We start from the raw sequence: 19127 nt of genomic DNA on the forward strand, positions 1-19127 counted from the left end.
TTAACTACGGTAATAGAAAAGTAGTTAAAGTAGATATTTTTTTATTTAAAAAAGGCTTTACAAAGATTCATTAGTAATTTTACATTGTGCAACAGTGAAATTTGGTTCAATGGAGATCTTTAGAACACTGTATTTCTATAATAAATGGTAAAATACTAATTTAGAGTAATTATTTTGAATCCATTAATTTTACTTTTAAAATTAATAGGGTATAATATAAGAAATTACATAATATAGATAAAATTAAGGGGGATTTCAATGAAAAGAAGAGATTACATATCTTGGGATGAATATTTTATGGGTGTTGCCATTTTAGCTGGGATGAGAAGTAAAGATCCTAGTACACAAGTTGGAGCATGTATTGTAGATAATGATAATAAAATTTTAAGTCAAGGATATAATGGTCTTCCACGTGGTTGCTCAGACGATGAATTCCCATGGAGCAGAGAAGGTGATATGCTTGAAACAAAATACCCTTATGTAGTTCATGCTGAATTAAATGCAATACTAAATAGTAGGGGAACTAACCTAGTAGGAGCCAAAATATATGTAGCATTATTCCCATGTAATGAATGTGCAAAAGCAATAATTCAATCTGGAATTAAAGAAGTTGTCTATTTATCTGATAAATATGCGGACACAGATATAGTTAAGGCATCTAAAAGGATGTTTAGCTCAGCAGGTGTGAAAATGACAAAGTTAGAGCCGAAAAGTAAGAATATACAAATTTCTTTTGATATTAATGAAATTTAGATTTAGCAAGTACTTAAGAACTATGAAGTTTTTAAGTACTTTTTTATTCTTTAGGAAATTAATTTTTTAAAAACCTGAGGATAACTTTAATAATTGGCAGAAACACATGGTTTGTGAAATAGATTTTTTATTGGCAACTTATTTCCATAAAAATAACCTTCTATAGTATAATAAAAATATAAAGTGATTCTTATCTTCAAGTGGAGTTTTCTTAAAAAGTAGAGAGCCAAAATCTTGTATTTTGTGTGAATCACTTTCACAGAGTTCAGGATGCCTACTACACCTGAAGGTTAGAAGAACTAATCCAGGCGTGTAGCAGTGCTTAGCTCCCACTTATAGAAGGTGGGAGTGTTAGCAATGGTAGCAATCGGATAAATTCTTAGGAGTGTAATATGAAGATAAATGAATTTATAAAGCAAATAAAACTTAAGATTAAAGCAATTTATTTAGCTTTTAAAAATGAAAATACACCACTATTAGCAAAGATATTTGCTGGTATTACTATAGGATATGCATTATCTCCAATAGATTTGATACCAGATTTTATTCCTATATTAGGATACTTAGATGATTTAATTATTCTTCCACTATTAATTTATATTTCTTTTAAGTTAATTCCAGGGGAAATTATGAAAGAATGTGAAGAAAAAGCTAATGAAGTATGGAAGGATGGAAAACCTAAAAGGTTAATTTATGGATTACCAATAATAATATTTTGGATTTTAGTAATAGGATTTATAGTTTATAGATTTTTTATAAAATGATATGTTTACAATTTGGAAACATAATGATAAGGTTTATTAACATTTTTAGTTGATAATTGAATTATTAAGGGGTAATAGGTGAGATAAATGAGAGAAAATATTTTAATTATTGAAGATGATAAAGATATTAGTGAAATTTTAAGATTTGCTTTAATGAAAGAAGGATATAAGGTTAAGGTAAATCCTAATGGGTTAGAAGCCGAAGAGGAAATTAAAAGCTTTAAACCAGATTTAATACTTTTAGATATAATGCTTAATGATATAGATGGCTTTAGTGTTTGTAGAAAAATTTATAGTTATAAAATACCGATAATTATGATAACAGCTAGAGTAGATATTATGGATAAGATTTTAGGCTTAGAAATAGGTGCTGAAGATTATATAACCAAGCCTTTTGATATAAGGGAAGTAGTAACTAGAATTAGGGTTGCTCTTAGACGAAGGGAGGAAATTAAAAGAATATCTGTTATTAAAGAAGATAGTGAAATAATTATAAATAATGTAAAAATAGACGAAGGATGTAGAAGTGTTTATATTGATAATGTAGAACTTCAATTAAAACCTAAAGAATTTGATTTATTACTATTTTTATCAAAGAATTCTAATAAAGTTTTTTCAAGGGATCAATTATTAGATTTAGTCTGGGGTTATGATTTTATTGGAGATACTAGAACAATAGATGTACACGTAACAAGAATCAGAAAGAAATTGGGAAATAGTTTAAATATAGAGACTGTGTTCGGAGTTGGATATATTTTAAAGGTGAATCATGCTAACAATTAGAAAGAAATATGGAATATTATTAGGATTTATATTTGTATTATCAGTAATTTCTTTAAATTTAATTATGGATAAGTTTTTTGATAAAAGTTTTAAAGATTTAGTAGCACAGGATATGAAAGAAATTTATAATATTTCATTTAAGAATTTAGATGATTACTTAGCCTTAAATAGTATAGAAAAAGATAGTTTAAAAGAAGAAGATTTTGATTCTAAGATTATGAAATTTATTGTAGAGAGGGTTAATGCTCAAGGTGTCTTTTATGATATAGAGGGTGAAGTTATTTCAACAGGATTAACTAATAGTTCAGTTGTTGATTTAAATATATTTAAGGACTTACCATTATCTTTTTATGAAACTAAAAATAATAAAACAATGTTGGATATAGAAAATAAGAATGGAACTATATTAGGTAAATTAAGTATTCCTATATATTCTAGTAATAATCCACTAGGAGTACTAGTTTTAATTAAAGATTATACTAGTGATTACTTAAGAGATTTAAACATAAAAAAACTGTTAAATATAATAGTAACTTCATTGTTTTCTTTGATATTTTTAGCAATTTATATTTTTTCTTCAGGAATAACTAAGCCAATAATAGTTTTAAAAAATAAATTATTAGAAGTATCTAAAGGCTCATACCCAGAAAAGATAAATAATACTTCAAAAGATGAGGTAGGAATACTAGTAAATAGTTTTAATGAAATGACTGAAAAACTAAAGGCAAAAGATCAGCAAGAAAAGAATTTTTATAGGAATATAACACATGAATTAAAAACACCTTTAACTAATATTTCTGGATATGCGCAAATATTAAATGAAGATGATTTTAATGATGTGGACTTTAAAAGAAATGCATTAAATAGAATAATATCTGAGAGTAATAGAATGCATGACTTAGTTATGTCATTACTTAATATATCAAAGCAAAGTAGTGATTTAGAAGAATATAGTTTTGAAATGGTTAAAATAAAGAATATAGTTCAGGAATTAATTGAAATAAGGAATCCAATTATTCAAAACAAAAGCCTGAATATAATTACGAAGTTTGAAATAGAAGAAATTACAGGGAATAAGCAATACTTAAAAATGTTATTTAATAATTTAATAGATAATGGAATTAAGTATTCATATGAAAATACTACTGTAGAAATACAAATAAAAGAGGTAGATAGGATTTGTGAGTTTTCTATAACGACTACAGGAAAAACAATACCTATAGAGTTTAAAGAAAAAATATTTGAACCATTTGTAAGGGTCGAAGAAAAAGGATTTTCATCAAAAGAATCTAGTGGTCTTGGATTATATATTTGTAAAAATATAGTTATAGGACATAAAGGTGAAATTACTCTTGATTTAAATAAGGATAAATCAAAATTTATAGTTAAGCTCCCTAAAGATTAACAACTTGGAAATAACTTAGAATTAGTTTAAAAATAATATTTTATTACAATTAATCTATAGAAAGGGGAGATAATAAATGAGAAATAAAAAAATAAGTATATTACTTATAAGTATTGCGTCAACTATATTAGTAAGCTGTTCAACTAAGGTTCCAAATGAAGATAAGGGTATTGATACTGTGGTAATTGATGAAAATGCTAAAGAAACAGCTAAAGCAAATGATAGTTTTGATATAATTAAGCTACAAAAAAGTGAGAATATTATGATTAATAAAAAGTATTCATATGAATTAATGGAGAATGGTAAATTACTGCACTTTAATTATTCAGAAAATGGATATGGCTCTGATGAGCAATTTCCAAAACTATATTTAAATAGCATTGAAGTAGGTACTATTACTGATGAGACTGATAATAATAGAAATAAAATTAGTTGGGATAAAATAGATATAGAAGGCCAATTGTTAACTGATTATTGGGTTAGATATAATATATATAATGTAAGGATTTTAATAGATAATAAAGTCTATATGTTAGATGATAACTATGAGCTTAAAGAAATAAAAGCATATGAAAAATTAATCAAAGATAAAAATGGTGACTTAAATAGATTTGATTCAAGTTATGATGGAAAGTTAGATATTCATTATTTTGACGATGGGAACGGAATTGAAAAGATAGTAGTAATAGATCCTATAAATGATAAATATTATGAAATTAAAGGAGATATTCTCAATGATTTTATAAATAAGAAATTAAATATTTTAAGCATTGAAAATGAAAAAATATATGTTTCAATATTAGATTCTATGAGTGAAGCAGATAGTATTGTAGGTTATATAGAAAACAATAAATTGTATAATTTTTTTGAAATAGATAGTGCTATAGAAATTAAGGCAGGAATGGATGTAATTTATAGGAATAATAATATATTGTTTTCAGGCTACGTAGAAGGTAACTATGGTCTTTGGAGATATGACATAGATAAAAAGGAATTATATAAAGAGGCTAACTTAAAACATACTAATAACTTCTCTACTTTAAATAGAGATAAAAATCTAATGGTAATTAGTAGTTATGACAGTTATGGTAAACAACATATAAGTTTAGCTAGAGTAAAGCAAAATTTAGAAATATCTAATATTCAAGATATAACTGATATAATAGCACCTACGAAAGATATTAAATTAAATAGGAAGTCTTTAAGAGGTTGGGTAGATAGTAATAAATTTTATGTTGAATGTAGTGATTACGAAATGATAGACAATGAAGAAACTTTAGTTGATAATTATTATGAAGTATATGAATTGAAAAATTAAATTACGATTTTAAGAATGAAGAGTACTGATCTTAGATAGATTGGTACTTCTTATTTAGAAGATAGATCTTTGAAAGTAGTTCATTAAATTTTAAATGATAATTTGGGAGAATAAAAGTTGACAAAGTAAAAATTATTATGGTAGTATATATAAAATATTAAGAGGTGGAGGAAATATTATGAAAAGCATAAAAGAACAAGTTCAAAAAATTTCACAATTAAATAGAGTACTCTTATTATTAGCCGAGTTAATATAGCAATTATATTTATGATTAGATAGATTTATATTAATTACTGTCATAGATGTAATTGCTACTTTAAGTAATTATATCTATGACGGCTAATTTATATTTTATAGATAAATAGTCTCGTAGATTTATATGAGGCTATTTTTTGTACTATTTTTTAGAAAAAATAAGTCTCATAGATAATATGGGACTTTTTTATATCCTAGGTTAAAAAGTTCCATAAATAACTATGGAACTTTTTTAATATAAGGGAAATTATAAAATTTTAAGTTATAAAGAAGTGATATTTATAAGTCTATAATTGATTCAAAAGATAAAAGTAGTAATAGAAATTTTATAGTTTCTTGAAATTTAGCTTAGGAGGATTAGGAATGGAAGAAAATAGGGAGCAATGGGGAAGTAAGATAGGATTTATACTTGCAGCAGTTGGATCAGCAGTAGGATTAGGTAACATATGGAGGTTTCCATATGTAGTTTACTCAAGTGGAGGAGGGGCATTTTTAATACCATATTTCTTTGCAATATTTACTGCAGGAATTCCTCTTTTAATATTAGAGTATGGAATGGGACATAAATTTAGAGGATCTACACCACTTTCACTAGCAAGAGCTAATAAGAAATTTGAATGGTTCGGATGGTGGTCGATAATTAGTTCAGCAATTATATTATGTTATTATTCAATGATATTAAGTATGGCAATGAAATATTTAACTCTTAGCTTTAATAAGGGATGGGGAGAAGATTCAAATTTCTTTTTTTATAATGATTTTTTGAATTTATCTGATTCACCTTTGAATCTAGGTGGAATAGTTTTTCCTATACTAATAGGTATTGCATTAATTTGGTTTATAAATTGGTTTATATGTTATAAAGGTATAAAGTCTGGTATTGAAAAAATGAATAAAATATTATTACCTTGTTTACTAATAATAATGATAATTATAGTTATAAGAGGAGTTACATTAGAAGGTGCTGAAGTTGGATTAAATAAATTATTTACTCCAGATTGGAATAAAGTAAAAGATCCTAAGATTTGGATTCTAGCATATGGACAAGTATTTTTCTCCTTAAGTATTGCTACTGGAATTATGATGACATATTCAAGTTATCTTCCTAGAAAAACAGATATAAATAACAGTGCATTTATGACTGTATTTGCTAATTGTGGATTTGAATTTTTATGTGCTATTGGAGTATTTGCAATACTTGGAGTAATGGCAACAATTGAAGGTGTACCTGTTGAAGAAGTAGTAACAAGTGGAATTGGTCTAGCATTTATAGCATTCCCTAAGGTCTTTACAATAATGGGAGCTTGGGGAAATATATTAGGAGTTCTATTCTTTGTATGTCTAGCATTTGCAGGGATTACTTCAGCAGTTTCATTAGTTGAAGCCATATCAGCAGCGATAATTGATAAATTTGGATGGAAACGAAAAAAAGTTGTAACAGGTATGTGTATTATTGGATTTTTAGTAAGTACAGCCTTTGCAACAAATGCAGGTTTATATTTATTAGATATTATGGATAACTTCATAAATAATTATGGAATAGTAGTAGTTGGATTGTTGGAAGCTTTCGTAATTGGTTGGATAGTTAAGCCTAAGGTAATAAGAGAACATACAAATGCTATTTCGCATTTTAAGATAGGGAAATGGTGGGATTTTATTATAAAGTATATAACACCTACAATATTATTAATAACACTAGTTCAAAGCATTATAACAGAGTTTAAAACTCCTTATGGAGGATATGATTTAACATCTTTATTATTATATGGTTGGGCAATTATTGCATTAGGAATTATAGGTGGAATATTAATAAGTAAGAAGCCTTGGAAAACAGAAAATGAGGAGGTTTTATAAATGACAAGTTATGCTATGTTTTTTTTAGGATTAGGAGCAACAATTCTTTGGGGTGGATTAATAGTAACATTAGTTATAAATTTTAAAAATGAAAAGATGCAGAATGAAGCTAAGTAAAAAAGAAGTTTCAAATTTGTTTGAATTTCAAATGTATTACTAAGTGAAAAATATAAATGATATAATAGAGTATGACTATATGAAAAATAGGGGTAAAAGATTAATGAGAAAGTTATCAAGAAGGGTTAAAGTAATGATTATATTAGCTTTACTTATAATAGGGTGCATTATATTTTCTATATGGCAAAATAATAGTATTGTAATTTCTAAGTTTGATTATAATAGTTTTATTATTTCTGAGGAATTTAATAACTTTAAGATAGTTCATATTTCAGATTTGCATAATAAAGTATTTGGTAAGGAGCAAGATAAATTAATAGAAAAGGTTGAGGCTTTGGAACCAGATATAATAGTTATTACTGGTGACTTAATAGATAGACGTAGATATAATTTAGAAAAATCCATGTATTTTATTAATTCTGCTGTTGAGATAGCTCCTGTTTATTATGTATCTGGAAATCATGAAGCATGGTCTGGAAGGTTTCCTGAAATTGAAGAAAGACTTATTGAATCTGGTGTTAAAATAATAGATGATAGTGAAACAGAAATTAGAAGAGGAAATAGCAGCATTAAGCTTTTAGGTTTATCAGATCCAGATTTTCTAACATCGGATTATATTGATGGAACTGATACAAGCAAACTAGAAGAGAATTTAATTAGATTGTCAGAGGGTGAAGAGTTTAAAATTTTATTATCCCATCGTCCAGAGTTATTTGAATTATATTCAGATAATAATATAGATATGATTTTTTCAGGACATGCTCATGGTGGACAAATTAGACTTCCTTTTATAGGTGGGCTTATTGCTCCAGATCAAGGGTTATTTCCTAAATATACTGCTGGAAGATATACTAGTAATACATCAACTATGTATGTAAGTAGAGGCCTAGGAAATAGTTTATTTCCTGTAAGAGTATTTAATAGACCAGAGATAATATCAGTAACCTTAAAATCTGATAAATAAGAAATGAATTATGGAGGGGTATATGTATATAGATAGTCATACTCATTTAGATTTTTTTCAAGATAATATTGAAGATGCAATAAGAGAAATTAATGATAATAAGATATTAACTCTTGCTAATAGTATGGATATAGAGAGTTATTTAAAAAACAAAGAATATAGCAAAGAAAGTGAATATATAAAGCCATCCTTTGGTATTCATCCTTGGAAGGCTGCCGAATATAAGGGGAACCTGGAGGTACTTATTCCATACATTGATGAAAGTGAAATTATAGGTGAAATAGGATTAGACTTTTTATGGGTAGAAGATAAGAGTACCTTTGATAAACAAAGAGAAATATATAATTTTATATTAAAAGAAAGTATTAAAAGGAATAAAGTAGTTAGCCTTCACACTAAGGATGCTGAAGAAGAAATATATAAATCGCTAAAAATGTATAATTATAATAAAGCTATTATTCATTGGTATAGTGGAGATATAGAAACATTAGATAAATTTATTGAACTGGGATGCTATTTTACTATAAGCGTAGATATAGGATATTCAGATAGAACTAAGGAAGTATTAGATAGAGTACCTATAGATAAGCTTCTAATAGAAACTGATGGACCAACAGCTTTGGAATGGGTTAATGGAGAGTATGGATATCCAAGTGAAATTATAAAAGTTTATGAAAAAGTTTCAGAAATTAAAGGATATAAAATAGAGGATTTAATAAATATTGTGGAAAAAAATTATTATAATTTATTAGGTAGTTGATAACTAATAATTATTATCAACTAAACTTGACAATTAGTATATAAAAGCATAAAATGGAAATATAAACTTAATAAAAATCTGGGGAGGCAGTGAACTGTCTGAGATAAAATTGATACAATTTTGACCCATATACCTGATTTGGATAATGCCAACGTAGGAAGATTATGTATTGTTTTCAATTACAAATTTAGCTATTATTAAGCAGCCTTTCTTATTCAGGAAACGCTGCTTTTTATTTTGCTAAAAATAAGGAGGAAAAAATTATGTCATTATGTAATGTTAGTTTACAAGTTATTCCCTCAGTAGAGGAAGAAAGGATTTATCCTGTGGTGGACAAGGTTATAGAATATATAGCTTCTACTGGAGTTAAGTATGAAGTTGGGGCAATGGAAACTACAATGGAAGGGGAACTTGAAGAGTTACTTGAAATTGTTAAGAAGGCTCAAGAAATATGTACTGAAGAAGGTGCATTAAGAGTAGTTTCTATGGTTAAAATAGACTATAAAAAAGAAGGCGTGACTATGAATGAAAAAATCGGAAAATATAGGTAGCAAGTTAGCTCCAATTATTTTTGTAGTATTGCTTTTAATAATATGGCAAGTGGTAGTAACAGCTGGAGGTATAGAAAAATATATAATGCCAGCACCAACAGACGTTATTAAGGTTTTAGTAACTGAGTTTAAAACTATGATTCCTCATATATTAGCAACTTTATATGAAGGAATGGTAGGATTTTTAATTGCTATAGTTTTATCTATTATTTTAGCTATTATTATGGATAGATTTAGTTTAATTAAGAAAGCACTTTACCCAGTATTAGTTATATCTCAAACTATACCAACTGTTGCATTAGCACCTTTATTTATTATATGGTTTGGATTTGGTGCCTTACCTAAAATAATAGTAGTAGTAATAGTGTGCTTTTTCCCAATAGTAATTAGTATAGTAGATGGACTAGAAGGGGTAGATAAGGATTTAATAAATCACTTTAAATTAATGGGAGCATCTAAACTTAAGATATTTTTACACTTAAAGCTTCCTTATGGGATGATTAACTTCTTTTCAGGCATGAGAATAGCTGCAACTTATAGTATTATGGGGGCAGTAATTGGAGAATGGCTTGGAGGAGATAAAGGCCTTGGGGTATATATGACTAGAGCAAGAAGTGCCTATGCTTTAGATAAGATGTTTGCAGCTATAGTAATAATAGTTGTAATAAGTATGGCTATTTTTCTTTTAGTATCTATAATGGAAAAAGTATTTACTCCATGGAATAATGAAAGAATAAATAATAAACAAGGGTAATAAATTGAGGTGAATATAATGTTAAAAAAGAAAATAATTTCAGTAGTATTAGCGTCAGTAGCAACACTTGCATTATTTGCTGGATGCAGTAAAAATAATGTTTCTGATTCTAGTAATGAGGATTTACAAAAAGTAACTTTAATACTAGATTGGACACCTAACACTAATCATACAGGTTTTTATGTAGCTAAGGAAAAAGGATATTATAAAGAGTTAGGATTAGATGTAGAAATAATACAACCATCTGAAGGTTCTTCTCTTCAACTTCTAGCAGCAGGAAAGGGTGACTTTGCTGTTAGTTATCAAGAAGATCTAACATATGCAAGAACATCAGATAGTCCATTACCAGTTATGGCAATAGGAACTATTATTCAACACAATACATCAGGTTTTGCTTCACCAAAGGAAAAAGGGATAGAGACTGTTAAGGATTTTGAAGGAAAAGTTTATGGTGGATGGGGTAGCCCATCAGAGCAAGCTATATTAAAGGCTGTTATGGAAAAGAATGGAGCTGACTTTAGTAAGTTAACTACTGTAGATGTAGGTACAGAAGATTTCTTTATAGCAACTAAGAATAATTTAGATTTTGAATGGACATTTGAAGCATGGACTAATATTGAAGCTAAGCTTAGAGGTTTTGATATAAACTATATTCCAGTTAGAGATTTAGATCCAGCTTTAGATTACTATACTCCTATAATTGCAACTACAGAAGATACAGTAAATAATAAGAAGGACTTAGCTAAAAAGTTTATGGAAGCTACAACTAAAGGATATGAATATACTATAGAAAATCCAGAAGAAAGTGCTAAGATTTTAGTAAGTCAAGTACCAGAAATAAGCGAAGAATTAGCTGTAGAAAGTCAAATTTATTTAAAGGATAAATATAAAGAAGACACTGAAGTATTTGGGGAAATGAAAGAAAGTGTATGGGATAATTACACTAAATTCTTATATGATAATAAATTAATAAATGTAGAAATGAAATCAAGTGAGGCTTATACAAATGAGTTCTTATCAAAATAAATTGATACTTAAAAATGTATCTAAATCCTTTGAAAGTATGGAAATATTAAAGGATATTACTATAGAAGTTAAAGAAGGGGAACTTGTATCTATACTTGGACCTTCAGGAAGTGGGAAGAGTACTATCTTTAATATCTTAACTAATATAATAAAAGCTGATTCAGGTGAATCGTCAGTGAATGGAAGCTTAAGTTATATGTATCAAAAAGATATGATGGTGCCTTGGAAGAAGGTAATAGACAATATAGGAATACCTTTAGTTTTTAAGGGGAATAGTAAAAAGAATTCAAGAAATGAAGTTTTGAAGCACATTGAAGAATTTGGGTTAAAGGGATTTGAATATAAGTATCCATCTCAATTATCAGGTGGTATGAAGCAAAGGGCAAACTTCTTAAAAACATATTTGACCTCAAATGATATTATGCTTTTAGATGAGCCTTTTGGAGCATTAGATTCTATAACTAGAAGAAAGATGCAAAGATGGCTTATGGATTTAACTAAAGATATGAATTCAACTATTTTATTTATCACTCATGATATTGAAGAAGCTATACTTCTTTCTAATAGAATATATGTAATATCAGAAAAGCCTGCAGTAATTAAAGGTGAAGTTATTGTAGATTTGCCTAAAGAAAGAAATGACGAAATAGTAACTAGTGAGAAGTTTATAGAAATAAAAAAAGAAATATTATCATTAATGGTAAATTAAATATTATAAATAAAGGACTATAACTAGGAATATAAATTCTTAGTTATAGTCTTTTTAGTTATATATTATACAACATGTTGTGTTTTTGGTAAAAATAAACACTATATATAGAAGGGAAAATGAAAAGTCAAGACTTGAAAGTAAATTTTTATTTATGTAATATAGAGAAAGACAAAAAGTAAAGGATAGGTGAAGCATGTTGATAGTTGTTGGAGGGATGATTGGATTAGGTAAGAGTTCAGTTGCTGAAATTCTTGGTGAACATTTTAATTCAGAAGTATTTTATGAAAGTGTAGATGATAATCCTATACTACCTTTATTCTATAGTGAAACTGAAGAAGAAATTCAAAAAAAGAGATATCCATTTTTATTACAACTATATTTCTTAAATACTAGATTTAAAAGTATTAAGGAAGCTTTAGTTAATGATAATAATGTTTTAGATAGGTCTATATATGAAGACTGGTATTTTGCAAAGAAAAATATGGAGCTTGGCAGAATAAATGATCTTGAAATGAAAATATATGAAGATTTATTACATAATATGCTTGAAGAGCTAGAAGAACTACCAAAGAAGGCTCCAGATGTTATGGTTTATTTAAAAGGTTCTTTTGAGACTGTTTTAAAAAGGATAGCATTAAGAGGAAGAGAGTTTGAAATAGATGAAAGCTTAAAAGAATACTATAATTTCTTATGGAAAGATTATGATGATTGGGTTAATAATTATTATAATGCATCTGAAGTAGTTGTAATTGATATGGACAACATGGATGTTGTAAATAATGAAGCTGATAAGGACAAGCTTATTGAATTAGTAGAAAATAAGCTTAATGAAGTAAGATCAAAATAAAAATTAGAATAGGAATAATTTACATTTCATAATTATTGTTAATTAGAGGCTGTCTTAAGATAGTCTCTAATTTTTTTTATTTATAGTTTTATGAATGTAGAAAATTCATGTTTTTACTATAAAAACTTAACTTAAAAGTATTTATTATAATTTTACACTAATTATAGTGAGTGCTTTCATAAATAACTATATTAATAGAATGATATAAAAAAATATGATAAGCAAACTAGAAATTTTATGAAAATGAGAAATTATTAAAGCTAAATTCAAAAATCTAGCCTAAATTATATTATTTGTTTTATTTTATAAATTTTAATTTTGAAAAAATAGGAGTAATATAAAATGACTAGAAAATTTTTTACAGGAGATGAGTAGATGAAGAAAGAATGGGCAATTTTACTTGTAATTTTACCTATGACATTTATGACTACTCTTGATAGTAGCATAGTAAATGTTGCATTGCCAACTATGGCAAGAGAATTGGGAACAACTATGGCAGGTATTGAGTGGATAGTTACTAGTTATTTAATAACTATCTGTGCATTGATATTATTATTTGGGAGATTTGGAGATGTTATTGGAAAAAGCAGAGTTTTTAGATTTGGAATTGCTGTTTTTACAATAGGATCTTTACTTTGTGGTTTATCTAATACATTAGTAATGCTAATTATATCAAGAATAATTCAAGCAGTAGGTGCAGCAGCAGCAATGGCTACAAATCAAGGCATAATTACAGAAACTTTTCCACCTTCAGAAAGGGGGAGGGCACTTGGAATGACAGGAACAGCTGTTGCATTAGGTACTATGGTTGGACCAACTCTTGGAGGGTTAATAGTTTCAGTTGCACCCTGGGAGTTTATTTTCTTAATAAATATACCAATAGGGGTTATAGTTTACATAGCAGTAATGAAGACATTAAGCTTTAGGAAGACTGAAGATAAGGTCCCTTTTGATATTAAGGGAACAATTTTATTTATGTTAGCAATAGTTTTACTTTTCTGTTCTATAAACTTTGGTCAAAGTATTGGTTTTACTAACCCAATAATAGTTGGAGCGTTAATTTTATCAGTATTATTTTTAATAATATTTATTAAGGTTGAAGATAAAATTAAAACTCCAATGTTGGATATAAGTATATTTAAGAACAAATTATTTTCTCTAAGTATATTTTGCGGGTTTACGTCTTTTATATCTATAGGAGCAATAAATATAATTCTACCTTTTTACCTTCAAGATGTATTGAAATTAGGGCCGAGCATTGCGGGATTAATGATGACGGTTTCGCCTATAGTATTAGCTGTGGTTGCACCTGTAAGTGGATATTTATCAGATAAGTTAGGAAGTGAAAAAATATCAGCTTTAGGTCTAAGTATAATGACATTAGGAATTTTCTCTCTAATTTTCTTTAGAGAAAGTACTCCTTTATTAATTGTTGGGGTTTTAATAGGTACTGTTTCATTAGGAAGTGGTATATTTCAATCACCTAACAATTCTCTAATTATGTCAACTGTAGATAAAAGCAAACTAGGGGTCGCAGGTAGTATTAATGGATTAATTAGAAATTTAGGAATGACTACTGGTATAGCTCTTTCAACTAGTCTTTTATATTCATTAATGAGTATTAAGATAGGATATAAAGTAGCAGGGTATGTAGATGGTAGAGCAGATATTTTTATTTATGCAATGAGATTTGTGTTTATTGGTATTGGTAGTGTATGTTTAATAGGAGCAATTCTAACTATTCTTAGGTTAATAAGAAAGAAGGCATAAACTGCCTTTTTTTTATTTGGAATTATATTCTAAAATATAAAATTTTTATTTGCAAGTGTAACAATGTTACGATATAATGATACTATATTAAAGAAATTGCATTTTTAAATAGGGATTAATATAACAATGTTACAAAGAAAATAACAATATTTTATAGGAAACTCTGAAAGCAGAGTAAAAAAGGGGGAAATATGAAATTTAAACTTTTAAAAGAAAAAAACTTTTCACTTTTAATGTTTGGAAAAGTGACGTCTTTAATTGGATCTTATATGCAAAGTTTTGCATTATCCTTATTTGTTCTTAATACTACAGGATCAGCAACTAAATTTGCATCTATACTTGCAGTTGCTTTAATTCCACAACTTATACTATCACCTTTTGCAGGGGTTATAGTTGATTGGTTTTATAGAAAAAATATATTAATAGCTTTAGACTTATTAAGTGGGATAGTAGTAACTGTTTTTGCTGTTTTTTACTTTATTACTGGAGAGATGCCATTAACATATATTTATATTTTAGTTATTAGTCTATCTCTAATATCAACTTTAGATAACCCAACTCTTCAAACCATAATTCCAACTATAACAAAAAAAGAGGATTTAGTTGAGGCCAATGCATTAAACTCACTTTTAATGGCAGTTGGTAATGTAATTTCACCTGCAATAGCAGCATTTGTTTATGGTAGTTTAGGATTAAAAGGTGTATTTATAGTAAATTCTATTTCTTTCTTTGTTTCAGCAATTTCAGAAGTATTTTTAGTTATTCCTAGAAATGTAAAGGAGAAGGGGAAATTATCTTTAAATAAGTTTGTTCTAGAATTTAAAGATGGAATTGGATTTATAATAAAGAAAAAAGATATAGTTAATGTTGTATGTTTAGCTATAATATTAAATTTTGCATTAGGTTCCTTTTCTGTTGGAGGAGCTTATATAAGTAAAATCATTTTAAATGTTTCAGATTTTCAATATGGTTTAGTAGATACCTTCGGTGTTGCAGGTATGATACTTGCAACTCTTCTAATAGGATGGCAATCTAAAAAGCGTTCTTTAGGGAAAAATCTATACCTAAGTTTAATGATATCATCAATATTTTTAGCAGGATATGCTATTGTTTCATCAGAATCATTAGTATCAAATGGAAACTCAATTTTTTATTTATATTTGTTAATGCTTGCTATTACATTTTTTATGTGCATTTTTATAGGACTTGCAAATACTTTTTTAAGTGTAGGAATGCAATCAATAGTACCATTAGAATTTATGGGAAGAGTAACAACAGTTGTATCAACTGGAGCAATGATAGCATCACCATTAAGTAGTATGTTATATGGATACCTTTTTGATAAGATTAGTGTGGCAATAATATTCTTAGTTTCTTCAGGAATAATGATAATAGCAATGCTATTATTTAAAAAATCATTATATGAAATTAAGATTGATGAACAAGTAGAGGAAGAAAACTGTAACTTGGACGCTGAACCAGTATAAGTATTAATAATTAAATAATGAAGGAATGAAAAAATGAGGAAGGTTTTGCTGTGCAAAACTTTTTTTATTAAATTTTCAGTTAGGCATTTTAAATGGTAAGTACTGGTTAGTTAAGAAAAATAGAGTATGCTCCATAAGCATACTCTATTTTTTCTTTTCATTTTAATTTTATTTAAAAGTGTTGAAGGATGCGTCTGATGGCATTCTCCAATCGCCACGAGGACTTAGAGATATACTACCAACTTTAGGACCATCAGGTAATGCACTTCTTTTAAATTGTTGAGTAAAGAATCTATAAATAAATTTATCTAACCATTTTTCTATTTCTTCTTCACTGTAATCATCTTTAAAGGCTTCTTTTGCTAAGAATAATATTCTTTCTTTTGAGGAGCCATTTTTTATAAAGTGATATAGATAAAAGTCATGTAGTTCATATGGACCAACTATATCTTCAGTTTTTTGAACAATTTCTCCTTTGTCGCTCTTTGGTAATAGTTCAGGACTTACAGGAGTATCTAAAATATCTAGTAGAGTTTCTGATACTTCATTAGTAGATTCTTTTTCAGCAACATATCTAACTAAATATCTAACTAGTGTCTTAGGAATTGATGGATTTACAGAGTACATACTCATATGATCTCCGTTGTAAGTACACCACCCAAGGGCTAGTTCTGAAAGATCTCCAGTACCAATTAATAATCCACCTTCTTTATTAGCTAAATCCATTAATATTTGAGTTCTTTCTCTTGCTTGAACATTTTCATAAGTCACATCATGGATATTTTTATCATGACCTATATCTTCAAAGTGTTGAAGTGCAGCTTTAACAATATTAATTTCTCTTAAATCACAGCCAAGTTCTTTGCATAAAGTTAAGGCATTATTATAAGTCCTATCTGTAGTTCCAAAACCAGGCATTGTTATAGTAACAATATTTTTATTATCTATACCTAATAATTTGAAAGTTTTAACAACTACAAGTAATGCTAAAGTAGAGTCAAGGCCACCAGATATACCTATAACAGCTTTCTTTAAATTAGTATGTTCAAGTCTTTTTGCTAATGCAGAAGCTTGAATATTAAAGATTTCTTTGCATCTTTCTTCTCTTAACTTAGTATTTGAAGGAACGAAAGGATGCTTATCAATATATCTATCAAAAACAATTATTTTATTTTCCTTGTATTCAAAATTTATAATATTGGCTTCAAAGGGTACTATTCTTGAAGCATCTCTAAAGCTTATATTCTTAAGTCTTTCGCTATTAAGTCTAAATACATCTATATCAGAATAAATTATTTCATTTTCTCTTTGGAACCTATTATTTTCCTTAAGCATACTTCCATTTTCAGCAATAAGTAAGTGTCCACTAAATAATAAATCAGTAGTAGATTCATGGACTCCTGCAGAAGAATAAATGTATGCAGACATAGATCTAGCACTTTGATTAGAAATTAGAGCTTTTCTATAGTCTTTTTTACTTACTAGTTCATTTGAAGCAGATAAATTTCCTATAATATTTGCTCCAAGTAATGAAAGATAAGAACTTGGAGGAATAGTAACCCAAAGGTCTTCACAAACTTCAAAACCAAAACAATATGTACCAGATTTAAATATTAAATTAGTTCCAAAAGGTACTTCTTTTTGAAATTCAAAATCTACCTTTTCATCAATTAATCCAAGGCCTTCACTAAACCAACGTTTTTCATAAAATTCACTATAGTTTGGAATATAGGATTTTGGAACTATTCCAAGTATTTTCCCATTAAATATAATATAAGCACAATTATATAATACGTTTTTATAATTTAATGGAGCCCCTACAGCAATTAACATATCTAAATCAGTGCTTTTTTCTACAATTTTTTTTATAGCTAAATAAGAGCCTTCTAAAAGACTATATTGCATAAATAAATCACCACAGCTATAAGAAGTTATACATAGCTCTGGAAAAACTATTGATTTTGCGTGATTTTTATTAGCTTCGTCTAAACATTTTAATATATTATCTAAGTTATATTCTATATCTGCCACACGAGTTACGGGACATGCTGCAGCAACTTTTATAAAATTCATAAGATCTCTCCAATCTAAAAAAATTTAGTTAATACTATTTTAACTCTTTTTATATAATAAATTCAAAATAACTTTATCTATGTTTCAATAAATAATCTGCATTTTTAGGAGCTATATTATTTTAAGTTGAAAAATAGTTTTTAAAGTAAATTACATTAATTGAAAGCATCGAGCTTTTAATTTTTACATAAGTTGATTGTGTAATTATCTAACTGAAACATTTTACATATGAATTAACTTAATAAAATGTAATAAATTTATTGCAACATATATACTATTTAAATAATAAGAGGAAAACTATAGAAAATCAATGAAAACAAAAGAAAAGAATGGAAAAGTTAAATAAATTAAATATTACACAAGATAAAAGGTATATAATAACTCATAAAAAGGTAGAAAAGATATTGTAAAAGGTTAAAATGTATAGTATAATAAAATCATCACTTTGGAAATACAATAATTTTGAAATAGTGATATAATAAAATAAAAAGGAGGGGAAATAATGGGTGCAGTAATATTTTGGATAATAGTAGCGGCTGGGGTAGTAACTATAGATATTATAACTAGTAATTTTTTATTTGTTTGGTTTGCAGTTGGAGCCCTTGCTGCCATGATAGGCGAGTTAATCGGAGTATCCTTTGGTATTCAAGTGGTAATTTTCCTAGTTGTAAACTTAATAACTGTTTCTATAGGCTATCCTTGGGCTAAGAAAAAGTTTAAGAAAGCTGTTGATAGAACTCCATTAATGGAGGAGACTTATATAGGAAGAGTTATGGAAGCAGAAGAAGATATTAAAGATAAAGCAAAAGTAAAAGTAGATGGAATTTACTGGACTGTTTTAAACCATGGAGATGAAATTAAAAAGGGTGAGTATTTCAAAATTATTGGCATAGAAGGAATAAAATTAACCATAAAAAAAGAGGGGGAATAATAA

The 19127-nt window shown here is 27.5% G+C and carries 18 protein-coding genes and 1 riboswitch; of the genes, 17 read left to right on the top strand and 1 reads right to left on the bottom strand.

The features are described 5' to 3' along the window. Positions 1–258: 258 nt before the first annotated feature. The 16 genes from E5347_RS00970 to E5347_RS01045 all read left to right on the top strand — a co-directional run bounded on the left by E5347_RS00970 (position 259) and on the right by E5347_RS01045 (position 16120). Positions 259–753, top strand: a complete 495-nt coding sequence (locus E5347_RS00970) for a deoxycytidylate deaminase (RefSeq protein WP_136003663.1) — start codon at positions 259–261, stop codon at positions 751–753. A 392-nt stretch (positions 754–1145) separates the two neighbouring features. Then, a complete protein-coding gene (locus tag E5347_RS00975; protein ID WP_136003665.1) occupies positions 1146–1517 on the top strand; it encodes a YkvA family protein in 372 nt (123 codons plus the stop codon). 87 nt (positions 1518–1604) lie between these two features. Continuing rightward, entirely contained in the window at positions 1605–2300 is a 696-nt protein-coding gene (locus E5347_RS00980) for a response regulator transcription factor (protein WP_136003667.1), read from the top strand. Then, entirely contained in the window at positions 2287–3705 is a 1419-nt protein-coding gene (locus E5347_RS00985; protein WP_136003669.1) for a HAMP domain-containing sensor histidine kinase, read from the top strand. The genes E5347_RS00980 and E5347_RS00985 overlap by 14 nt, the downstream gene beginning before the upstream one ends. Before the next feature lie 76 nt (positions 3706–3781). After that, complete coding sequence (locus tag E5347_RS00990) at positions 3782–5023, top strand: hypothetical protein (protein ID WP_136003671.1); 1242 nt, start codon at positions 3782–3784, stop codon at positions 5021–5023. A gap of 618 nt (positions 5024–5641) precedes the next feature. Next, positions 5642–7132: a sodium-dependent transporter gene (locus tag E5347_RS00995; protein WP_136003674.1), complete on the top strand. Its 1491-nt coding sequence runs from the start codon at positions 5642–5644 to the stop codon at positions 7130–7132. Next, on the top strand, positions 7133–7249 hold the full coding sequence (locus E5347_RS01000; protein WP_136003676.1) for a MetS family NSS transporter small subunit: 117 nt from the start codon (positions 7133–7135) through the stop codon (positions 7247–7249). Between the two features lie 103 nt (positions 7250–7352). Continuing rightward, on the top strand, positions 7353–8213 hold the full coding sequence (locus E5347_RS01005; protein ID WP_136003678.1) for a metallophosphoesterase: 861 nt from the start codon (positions 7353–7355) through the stop codon (positions 8211–8213). Positions 8214–8235: 22 nt separating this feature from the next. Further along, entirely contained in the window at positions 8236–8973 is a 738-nt protein-coding gene (locus tag E5347_RS01010; RefSeq protein WP_136003680.1) for a TatD family hydrolase, read from the top strand. Positions 8974–9042: 69 nt separating this feature from the next. Further along, positions 9043–9150: riboswitch (TPP riboswitch) on the top strand. 86 nt (positions 9151–9236) lie between these two features. Next, on the top strand, positions 9237–9524 hold the full coding sequence (locus tag E5347_RS01015) for a thiamine-binding protein (RefSeq protein WP_136003682.1): 288 nt from the start codon (positions 9237–9239) through the stop codon (positions 9522–9524). Then, positions 9499–10278 carry an ABC transporter permease gene (locus E5347_RS01020; protein ID WP_136003684.1) on the top strand — a complete coding sequence of 260 codons (780 nt, stop codon included), beginning with the start codon at positions 9499–9501 and terminating at the stop codon, positions 10276–10278. Before E5347_RS01015 ends, E5347_RS01020 begins: the two co-directional genes overlap by 26 nt. Positions 10279–10296: 18 nt before the next feature. Continuing rightward, the gene (locus E5347_RS01025) at positions 10297–11304 is read left to right on the top strand and encodes an ABC transporter substrate-binding protein (protein WP_136003685.1); all 1008 of its coding nucleotides are present in this window, start codon (positions 10297–10299) and stop codon (positions 11302–11304) included. After that, entirely contained in the window at positions 11285–12013 is a 729-nt protein-coding gene (locus E5347_RS01030) for an ABC transporter ATP-binding protein (RefSeq protein WP_136003687.1), read from the top strand. Before E5347_RS01025 ends, E5347_RS01030 begins: the two co-directional genes overlap by 20 nt. Before the next feature lie 196 nt (positions 12014–12209). Then, positions 12210–12863, top strand: a complete 654-nt coding sequence (locus E5347_RS01035; protein ID WP_136003689.1) for a deoxynucleoside kinase — start codon at positions 12210–12212, stop codon at positions 12861–12863. 375 nt (positions 12864–13238) lie between these two features. Beyond that, positions 13239–14633, top strand: coding sequence for an MFS transporter (locus E5347_RS01040; protein WP_136003691.1), 1395 nt, complete (start codon positions 13239–13241; stop codon positions 14631–14633). Between the two features lie 191 nt (positions 14634–14824). Next, on the top strand, positions 14825–16120 hold the full coding sequence (locus E5347_RS01045) for an MFS transporter (RefSeq protein ID WP_136003693.1): 1296 nt from the start codon (positions 14825–14827) through the stop codon (positions 16118–16120). A 168-nt stretch (positions 16121–16288) separates the two neighbouring features. Here E5347_RS01045 and E5347_RS01050 read toward each other — a convergent pair whose 3' ends face one another. Next, positions 16289–18193, bottom strand: coding sequence for an NAD(+) synthase (locus E5347_RS01050; protein ID WP_136003695.1), 1905 nt, complete (start codon positions 18191–18193; stop codon positions 16289–16291). A gap of 502 nt (positions 18194–18695) precedes the next feature. Between E5347_RS01050 and E5347_RS01055 the strand changes: the two genes are divergently transcribed. Beyond that, on the top strand, positions 18696–19124 hold the full coding sequence (locus tag E5347_RS01055; protein ID WP_136003697.1) for an NfeD family protein: 429 nt from the start codon (positions 18696–18698) through the stop codon (positions 19122–19124). Positions 19125–19127: the final 3 nt, after the last annotated feature.

It is taken from the genome of Clostridium sartagoforme, assembly GCF_004794105.1.
Taxonomy (GTDB): domain Bacteria; phylum Bacillota; class Clostridia; order Clostridiales; family Clostridiaceae; genus Clostridium; species Clostridium sartagoforme_B.